Annotated in this window: 8 protein-coding genes; 6 read left to right on the top strand and 2 right to left on the bottom strand. The window is 36.4% G+C overall.

Going from position 1 to position 9,068, the window contains the following annotated elements; genetic code table 11:
- The first annotated feature begins 1,052 nt into the window (after positions 1–1,052).
- From J2S74_RS04315 to J2S74_RS04295, 5 genes are all read left to right on the top strand, one after another.
- The gene (locus J2S74_RS04315; protein ID WP_307322277.1) at positions 1,053–1,175 is read left to right on the top strand and encodes a hypothetical protein; all 123 of its coding nucleotides are present in this window, start codon (positions 1,053–1,055) and stop codon (positions 1,173–1,175) included.
- A 354-nt stretch (positions 1,176–1,529) separates the two neighbouring features.
- Positions 1,530–2,312, top strand: a complete 783-nt coding sequence (locus tag J2S74_RS04310) for a DUF6904 family protein (RefSeq protein WP_307322274.1) — start codon at positions 1,530–1,532, stop codon at positions 2,310–2,312.
- A 16-nt stretch (positions 2,313–2,328) separates the two neighbouring features.
- Positions 2,329–2,622: a hypothetical protein gene (locus J2S74_RS04305; RefSeq protein WP_307322271.1), complete on the top strand. Its 294-nt coding sequence runs from the start codon at positions 2,329–2,331 to the stop codon at positions 2,620–2,622.
- A gap of 180 nt (positions 2,623–2,802) precedes the next feature.
- Positions 2,803–3,543 (top strand): Fic family protein, encoded by a 741-nt coding sequence (locus J2S74_RS04300; RefSeq protein WP_307322269.1) that lies wholly within the window; start codon positions 2,803–2,805, stop codon positions 3,541–3,543.
- A 548-nt stretch (positions 3,544–4,091) separates the two neighbouring features.
- Positions 4,092–4,424, top strand: a complete 333-nt coding sequence (locus J2S74_RS04295; RefSeq protein ID WP_307322267.1) for a hypothetical protein — start codon at positions 4,092–4,094, stop codon at positions 4,422–4,424.
- 651 nt (positions 4,425–5,075) lie between these two features.
- Here the strand turns inward: J2S74_RS04295 and katG are convergent.
- Positions 5,076–7,295, bottom strand: a complete 2,220-nt coding sequence (gene katG, locus J2S74_RS04290) for a catalase/peroxidase HPI (RefSeq protein ID WP_307322265.1) — start codon at positions 7,293–7,295, stop codon at positions 5,076–5,078.
- A gap of 479 nt (positions 7,296–7,774) precedes the next feature.
- Positions 7,775–8,047: an acylphosphatase gene (locus J2S74_RS04285; RefSeq protein ID WP_307322262.1), complete on the bottom strand. Its 273-nt coding sequence runs from the start codon at positions 8,045–8,047 to the stop codon at positions 7,775–7,777.
- Between the two features lie 355 nt (positions 8,048–8,402).
- Between J2S74_RS04285 and J2S74_RS04280 the strand changes: the two genes are divergently transcribed.
- Positions 8,403–8,810: an immunoglobulin-like domain-containing protein gene (locus J2S74_RS04280; protein WP_307322261.1), complete on the top strand. Its 408-nt coding sequence runs from the start codon at positions 8,403–8,405 to the stop codon at positions 8,808–8,810.
- Positions 8,811–9,068: the final 258 nt, after the last annotated feature.

The raw sequence follows: 9,068 nt of genomic DNA, 5'->3' as shown, positions 1-9,068 counted from the left end.
CCTATCTTATAGGGCACTTTTCGTATCTCGAGGATACAGGAAGTAGCAACTCCTATCTTATAGGGCACTTTTCGTATCTCGAGGATACAGGAAGTAGCAACTCCTATCTTATAGGGCACTTTTCGTATCTCGAGGATACAGGAAGTGCAACTCCTATCTTATAGGGCACTTTTCGTATCTCGAGGATACAGGAAGTAGCAACTCCTATCTTATAGGGCACTTTTTGTATCTCGAGGATACAGGAAGTAGCAACTCCTAACTTAGGTAATTTCTTACTAATCGTTAATTTTAGTATATGCAGGAAGTAATATTTTGTCAAGGGATAAGATACTTATCTGCTTCCTTAATAAGGTATATGTTCTTTATATTTTAAAATTACCCTTTATTTAACTAAAACAAATTTCTAATGAATTACACTAATAATTCATATAATATTGGTATAAAATATATGTGTACAATCTGTGATTTATCCAATAGATTTTGGAGATTATTACCGAAATAAATTAATGAACGATTAATTCTACAAAGTTTTTTTCGTTATTAGATGGTTTTAACTGTTTTAACTGTAATGATTTTTTTGCTTTTTAACTTCGTTACCTTTATGATTTGACAACTTACACAACACTAATAAGACCCTCTAACTGTTATTAAGAATGATCTATATTAATCAAAATATTCATTATTTTATATTTTACCCTAGATGCTGTTTAATAATACTCTTTACTTAAATTATTCATTTGTTAAATATTAGTTCATATTTTGTTTATAAACCCACCAACACCCAGTGTGTTGTCAATTACAGTCCACACAGGTTGAGGTAGTTTCGCAGATAGTTTTAAAATAAACTCTGTTGAATTTATTATATCTGTTTTAAGGATAACTTTAGCAAATCTTCTTCAACAAGTGACCTAGGGTCTATATTGTGCAAAAGTTTTCTCTTCGATTTAGACGTTAGGACACCTCCTAATGTCTTTTTTCATTGGATTTATACTGTTAAATAAGTGGTTTCTTGGCTAAACTAGAGTTAAAGATTTAGTAATTGGAGTAGCCTCATGGATATTCAAGAACAGCTCAATCAAGCAAGCTTTAAAGAGATTGATAGACTAACAGATGGAACAGCTGCTAAGGGACAAAGGAAGAGGGACAAAGGGACAGTTTCAGCGTCCCAGAAGTGAACGGGACAGTGAACCTGTCCGAGGCTGCTGAGAAACTCAAATAGTTAAATTGCAATGGCTCCGTCGTTGCGCGCCTACTATGAGAAACCCACTCATAGTAGGCTTCCAAAAGATTGCAACGGCTTCGCGCATTGCTTAGAGGGACTGAAAAAGTGGGAAAGCACGAGGCCACTGAAAAAGTCATATATTTTTCGCTGAGAAAATAGCAATCGCTCCGCGCGTTGCGCGCCTGCTATGAAAAAACCACTCATAGCAAGCTTTAAAAACTTGCAACGGCTTCGCTGATTGCTTCGAGACCACTGAAAAAGGGAAAAACGTCCTTTTTCAGTGGCCTCGGAAAGCACCACTTTTTCAGTGCCCTTAGAACAAATTAGAGAGGGATTCATTATGATTGAAGTAAGAAATACTACAAACTATACAGGAGTAATGATATGTGGAGATTTTCATGATTTTGAAGCACTTTATAATTCACTTCATACAATTGTAGGTGATGAATGGGAGTGGGAAGCTTATGAGGGGGCTAGATTAAGGGTACTTGGTACTTGTTATGATATTCGCCATGCTTTAATGGGGAATCGTGAAGTCAAGTTTGTTGAAAATGGACTCGATCACGATAAGAGGAGGTACTTGTCAATTGTAGGAAACGACAAAAATATTTATCTAGCGTGTAATGTTCTATGGCCAGAAATACTTTTTGTTACAATGGCATTAAATGATTTTATTAAATTGTATGCAAAAAAACAGGCTAAGAATAATTATAATATCTTTAGTGATTATCGAAATGTTTGGGATACATCGATTACAACAGTTCGAAGCTTTCAGGCTGCTATTGCAACTTGTTTAAAAGTAACGATACCAGAAACATCACATAACAGAGTATTAAAATTAGTAAATCATGACTATACTTGGTCTGATCATTATGCAACACAGTACGTTGATGAATTGAATTGTGAATTTATTGAAATGAATAAAGAAAAGCGGTTAAAAAACATTTCCATTATGGCTAAGCGACTAGCAGAAAAGGGTCGAGAGTATCAAGCAGTAGAGATAGCTGTGTTAGATGCAGCAAGAAAATATAACTGCCATATGACTGAAATAAAAGCTTCGACTGAATATCCTGAAAACATAGAGTGGTAAAAAAAGGTGGATGGAAGTGTCTAAAAAGAAAAATACTGCAACTTGGGCAGAGGCAAAGAAACGATGCCGATTAAATCAGGCTGATATACAAATGGCAAAAGAATTGGGAATGACACCAAAGAGTTTAATTAAAAATATCCCTACACGGAATGAGCAATGGAAAGCACCTGTAAAAGTCTGGATTAGTGATTTATATGAGAAAAAATTTGGAACGGTCCTGACAGTTAACTCTACTCACAGTAAAAAAACAAGTGGAAAGAAAAAGCCCATGATTTCTGAGTCTTGGGATGATGAGGAGTTACCGTTTTGATGAAAAACATAAAGCGATTATCTGAAGAGGAAATAAAAGTCATATTAAGAGCAGCTCGGGACAAAGGGACAGGTTCGACGTCCCAGAAGTGAACGGGACAGTGAACCTGTCCCCGTGTCCCGTTCCCGTGTCCCGTTGAATTCTTAATTAAATTGGTACAAGATTAGAGAGGTGAAGCCAATGTTCGAACAAATTAATCAAAAAAAGGCTCTTCTGGATGCTAATCGACCTTTACCTAAATATACAGTCAAAAGTTTACGTGAAAAGTTATTACTCGAATGGACATATAATTCAAATGCAATTGAAGGGAATACGTTAACAATCAACGAAACGAAAGTGGTTCTAGAAGGGATTACTGTTGGCGGCAAAACGATGCGCGAACACTTGGAGGTCCTTAATCATCGTGATGCGATTCAATTTGTGGAGGACATTGTACAAAAAGGTGAACCCTTATCGGAGTGGCAGATTAAGAATTTACATCGACTTGTACTAAAAGGGATTGATGATCAATATGCAGGTGTATATCGAGACCAGCAAGTTTTTATTTCTGGTGCCAAACATACACCTCCACCTCCTTATCTAATAAAAGAAGAGATGGAGCAGCTGATAACTTGGTATGAGCAAGCAGAAACAAAGAAATTACATCCAGTTACTCGGGGAGCTATGTTACATGCTATTTTTGTTGGTATTCATCCTTTTATTGATGGAAATGGCCGGACATCACGATTGTTATTAAATTTAGAACTTATGAAAGACGGCTTTCCACCAATTGTTATTAAAGTAGCAAATCGCCTTGCTTATTACGAAGCATTAGATAAAGCACATACCAAGAAAGAATATGATGACTTTATTAATTTAGTCACAATCGAAGTAGAAGACTCATTAAACTTGTATTTAAGTGCAATAAATAAAAATGCTTAGTTCAAGCAAAATTTTCTGCTAGAAAAATTAGGTAAACACCACTACATCATTCTATCTGCGATCACTATTCAACCCAGGTGGAGTGCGTCTCGCAATTCATTTTAGAAGAAGGCAACTAACCCTTTATGGGCGTTGCCTCTTACTTTTATTGTAATAGATTAACAATACAGTATTGAATCCAGATAACACTCGAATTTTGTCGAACCATTTACTATTGACAAGTATAATTGAATGAAACTATGATATAGACAAACCTCACATTACCTCTAGATTCTTACACCCATTTTTTTAACACCTTTTACAAAGAAATCCCTGAAAAATGAAGTAACTGATGAATTATACCAACGTTTTTGAACAACCTCTTTATTTTCACTTCACGTATTCTACTTAAGACTCTTTTTTTCCATCTGTTTTTAAAAATCAATTAATAAAAAATCAAAACTGAAAGGGGTGATTAGTCATGTGAATTTATAATTTTCCTAGTAAGCTTTCAAAGTCTCTGTAAACGTTTTCTAGTATTAAATTTAAATTTTAAGGAGGATTATTTAATGGGTCACGATATTTCTGGATTCAATAGAGCAGGAGAAGAAATTGCTTATGCACGTTTTAGCATGGGGAATTATAATGCCACTATACTGTACGAAGTACTCAATGCCTATGATTACTATGCTGGAGTGAGTGGATCAGGCAACACTTCCACTTTTTCAGTACAACAAATAGAAAAGGCTTTGAATAACTTTAAGAAAATATACATTAAGGGTGATTCTACCCTTTTAGAAAGTGATTACTCAAATTGGGATCTAAAACAAATCCTGAATTTTATACAAAACTGTTTAGAAACAGCACAAAAAGAAGGGAGTGTTAGAGTCTATTTTGGCTAATGTTTTTAATAGTGTTTACTAAATGCTTTCATTTCAATGATATACCCTTATAACTACTAAGAGATTACTTCCATATTGATCAACTTTCCTTTCCCCTCCACAAATCTTACGAATTTTTTTATCCAAAACTCCCATTAAACTTAGAAATACATTAAAGATGTATTATCTTATTGATCTTGTATCCTAATTTATATTACTAATCTTCTTTTAAAAAAATACAGAAAAAGACCGAAGGATACAAGTTTCAAATCTTTTACCTTTTTAATAATAGGTACTGTTAAGGTAAATAACTAAAATCTACACGAAACGAAGTGCAATTTAATGGGGACGTCCATTTTGTGAATGGGTAAGGTTGACTATAGTTGAATTGTAAAGTAAGTGGTATGACAATTGATTAATTCCAAATCAATGATTTTACTATACAGCTCGGTGATGTTAGGGAAATGCATAGATTTGATGGGATCATAGGTAGTGATTTTTTTCTAGCAAATAAATTAATTATCGACTTTGAAAATATGGAAGTACGAAAAAACTAGGTTAAGGTGCTACATCATATAATATCTACCATCACCATCCAAACCAGGGAGACAGGCCTCATTTTAAAGAAAAACCGCCGTCTATAAAATAATAACGGCGGTTCCTTCTTTAAACTTATTTACCTGTTAGTTGAGCTTTCTTAAGGTCAACCGACTTAAGGTCGAAACGATCGGCATTCATTACCTTAACCCATGCAGCTATAAAGTCATTGACAAACTTCTCTTTGTTATCGTCCTGAGCATAAACTTCTGCAAGGGCACGTAGAACGGAGTTCGAACCGAACACGAGGTCTACTCTCGTTGCTGTACGCACTACTTCACCTGTATTACGATCACGTCCTACATATACGCCTTCCTCTACAGGCTTCCACTCTACTCCCATGTCAAGCAAGTTAACAAAGAAGTCGTTCGTGAGAGTGCCTACGCTATCCGTGAATACACCGTGTTGTGTGCCACTATGGTTTGTGCCAAGAACACGCATGCCACCGATAAGGGCAGTCATTTCAGGTGCAGTTAGACCAAGTAGTTGAGCTTTGTCTACGAGGAGCTCTTCTGCACTTACACTGTATTGTTTTTTCTGATAGTTACGGAATCCATCAGCGACAGGCTCAAGGACTTCGAAACCTTCTACATCCGTTTGCTCTTGGGTTGCATCGCCACGTCCAGGAGCAAAAGGAACCGTTACATCAAAGCCAGCATCTTGTGCCGCTTTTTCAATTGCAGCACTACCACCGAGTACAATTAAATCTGCAATACTAACTTCTTTATCAAAACTATTTTGAATCCCCTCTAGTACACTAAGAACTTTTGAAAGTTGCTCTGGTTGATTCACTTCCCAATTCTTTTGAGGTTCAAGGCGGATTCGGGCACCATTAGCGCCACCACGATTATCGGAACCACGGAACGTACTAGCAGAAGCCCAAGCTGTTGTTACAAGCTCACTTACTGTTAGTCCTGAGTCTAGGATTTTTCCTTTCAGATCAGCTACTTCAGCATCTGTTAAATCATAATTACCAGCTGGTACAGGGTCTTGCCAGATTAAATCTTCTTCTGGAACTTCTGGGCCTAGATATCTTACTTTAGGACCCATGTCACGGTGAAGAAGCTTAAACCATGCACGAGCAAATGCATCGGCAAACTCGTCTGGATTCTGATGGAAACGACGAGCGATCTTTTCGTATTCTGGATCATGACGCAGTGCCATATCTGCTGTGGTCATCATCGTTGGAACTTTAACGGAGGCATCTTCTGCATCTGGTGCAAGATCCTTCTCATCAGGATCTACAACCATCCACTGCCATGCTCCTGCAGGGCTCTTAGTAAGCCACCATTCATATCCAAACAATAGATCAAAGTAACCATTATCCCACTGGGTAGGATTAGCAGTCCAAGCGCCTTCAATACCGCTAGTGATGGTATCACGACCTTTACCCTTGCCGTGTGTGCTTAACCAACCTAAGCCTTGTGCTTCAATCGGAGCAGCTTCTGGATCAGGACCAACATGGGCAGCATCTCCAGCACCGTGTGCTTTACCAAAAGTATGACCGCCGGCGATGAGTGCCACTGTTTCTTCATCGTTCATTCCCATTCTTGCAAAGGTTTCACGAATATCGCGAGCACTTGCAATAGGATCTGGTTTACCATTTGGACCTTCAGGGTTAACATAGATAAGGCCCATTTGAACGGCAGCAAGTGGATTTTCAAGCTCGCGATCACCAGAGTATCGGTTATCCTCTAGCCATTCCTTTTCAGAGCCCCAGTAGATATCTTCTTCTGGATGCCAAATATCAGCGCGTCCTGCTCCGAAACCAAATGTCTTTCCACCCATGGATTCAATAGCAACATTCCCTGCTAGAAGGAGTAAATCGGCCCAAGAGATCTTATTACCATATTTTTGCTTAATCGGCCATAGGAGTCGACGGGCTTTATCAAGGTTACCGTTGTCAGGCCAGCTGTTAAGTGGTGCAAAACGCTGGTTGCCTGTTCCACCACCACCTCGGCCGTCACCTGTACGATATGTACCTGCGGCGTGCCAAGACATACGGATAAAAAATGGACCATAATGTCCATAGTCAGCAGGCCACCAATCTTGACTGTCTGTCATAAGTTCATGAAGATCCTGCTTAAGGGCATCGTAGTCTAATTTTTTAAACTCTTCTGCATAATCGAAGTCTTCTCCCATAGGGTTTGTTTTTCTATCATGTTGATGGAGAATATTGAGGTTCAACTGGTTTGGCCACCAGTCTCGGTTTGACGTGCCACTAGATTTGGGACTAGTAGCGGCGCCGTGACTAAATGGGCACTTTCCAACGTTCGCATTGTCTTTAGTATCCATACTTTTTTCTCCCCTTGTTTATAAATTTAATTACGCTTCTAATCGTAAGAAAAATTAGAAGACTATAATTATTATTATGTAATCATTATAATAAACTATTATTTGTTTTAAAAGAAATATGCTTGCTAAATTAATATATTTAAACAGATGAAGGACAAATAGATGAAACACCAACGGAAAAGGTTATAACACTTACATTATAACCCGGTGGTTTACATGAAGAAGAACGAAATTGTTACATTTTTATTAATAATTGTATTATTTATTCCCGTTACTTCTAAACTTTCAAACATATATTAATATATTTACTTTAACCAGAGATGAGAATAGCTAGATTATTACTTTAGCTACGTTCAATATTGTATATGGAGATAATATTATTCATATAAAATTTTTAGAACTAAAATGGACAAAAAGTTATTGTGGAAGAGAAGGAAGGAGATAAATAATCTATACAATGAAGTAAAAAGATATTATTTTTAGTACTTTATTTTAAAGGTTGATAGGTTTGTCCAATTGTTTTGCTTCTCCACTATGACTTCATTTACTCTTGAAAAGGGTGATCCTTTTTTCACTCTAGAGAGAAAGTTCTCAAGAATGGGACGTTTGCCAATAGCGTAAATACTTACTGTTCCATCCATATTGTTTTTTACCCATCCATTTATATTTTGTGTCAGAGCTTCGCTATGAACGAAATAACGAAATCCAACCCCTTGAACATGTCCGTGTACGTAAATTAACCAACATTCCAAGCCGATCATTCCTTTTTTTATTATAAAATTAGACTTATTAGTAATTTACGTTAAGGTAATGCCAATAATACATTTGCACTTTATTTATAGGAGAAATTCGTAAAATAAACCGGCAAATAACAATATTACTTAAGAAATTAGTTAATGCAGGAAATGTGAGATTAATAGAGAAAATAAACTAATAATGATAACAGGAATAAATGTAGTAATGGGATGAGAGGAATTCTTTTCATGGCTCTTTTCGCAAACTTTGTCAGCGACGAGGGATGCTTCATGAATCTTTCATTACTTATTGATTTCATTTTTCCCCAAACAAGCAATTGAAACGGAGGGTTCTATGGATAAGGAAAATGATTTGATTAAACCTTTGTCTGCTGAGAAAATCGTTGAAATAACAAAAGCCAATTTGCAAATTCCAAACGCTGATGATATTCGTGGCAATATTACATTACCATCACGAAGCGAAGCAGGTGCAACGATCACTTGGGAAACAAATAATCCCGATGTGGTAAGCGTAACTGAAATCATCAATGATAGAGATGAATGGATCTTAATGGTTGACCAGTATATTGCAGGATTAGGGTATCTACCTTTAAGAACAACTGATTTATTAAGCGCAGAATTCACTATTTTACATTCATCGGAATACTCCTTAGGCAATTTCAAAAAGAGGCATGGATCCGTAATAAACGTTACTCAAGAAGAGTATGAAGCTATTATGAAAAAATGGTCAGGTGAAGAAGTGCTAGAACTGGGAAAGTAACAAGAAATCTACAAGGGTTTAGCCAAGTGGAACTAAGGAGGAATGTTTAATTAATGAATTTACGAAATGTTTATATTTTTATTAATGAGTTGCCCTTTTAACTATGTTATAATGTATAATGAAAAAGGGTCATTAAGTTAAAACCATTATAGAAAATAGTAAAAATGATCCTATCGATATATAATAAACATGCACATGTTAATAACAATTGTAAACGAATACTTTGGAAAATCTATTTTAGCTCTTTACCACATAGAT

Source organism: Evansella vedderi (genome assembly GCF_030813435.1).
GTDB lineage: Bacteria > Bacillota > Bacilli > Bacillales > Salisediminibacteriaceae > Evansella > Evansella vedderi.
Note: the sequence above shows the minus strand (reverse complement) of the source record. Positions and strands in the feature narration are given on the sequence as shown.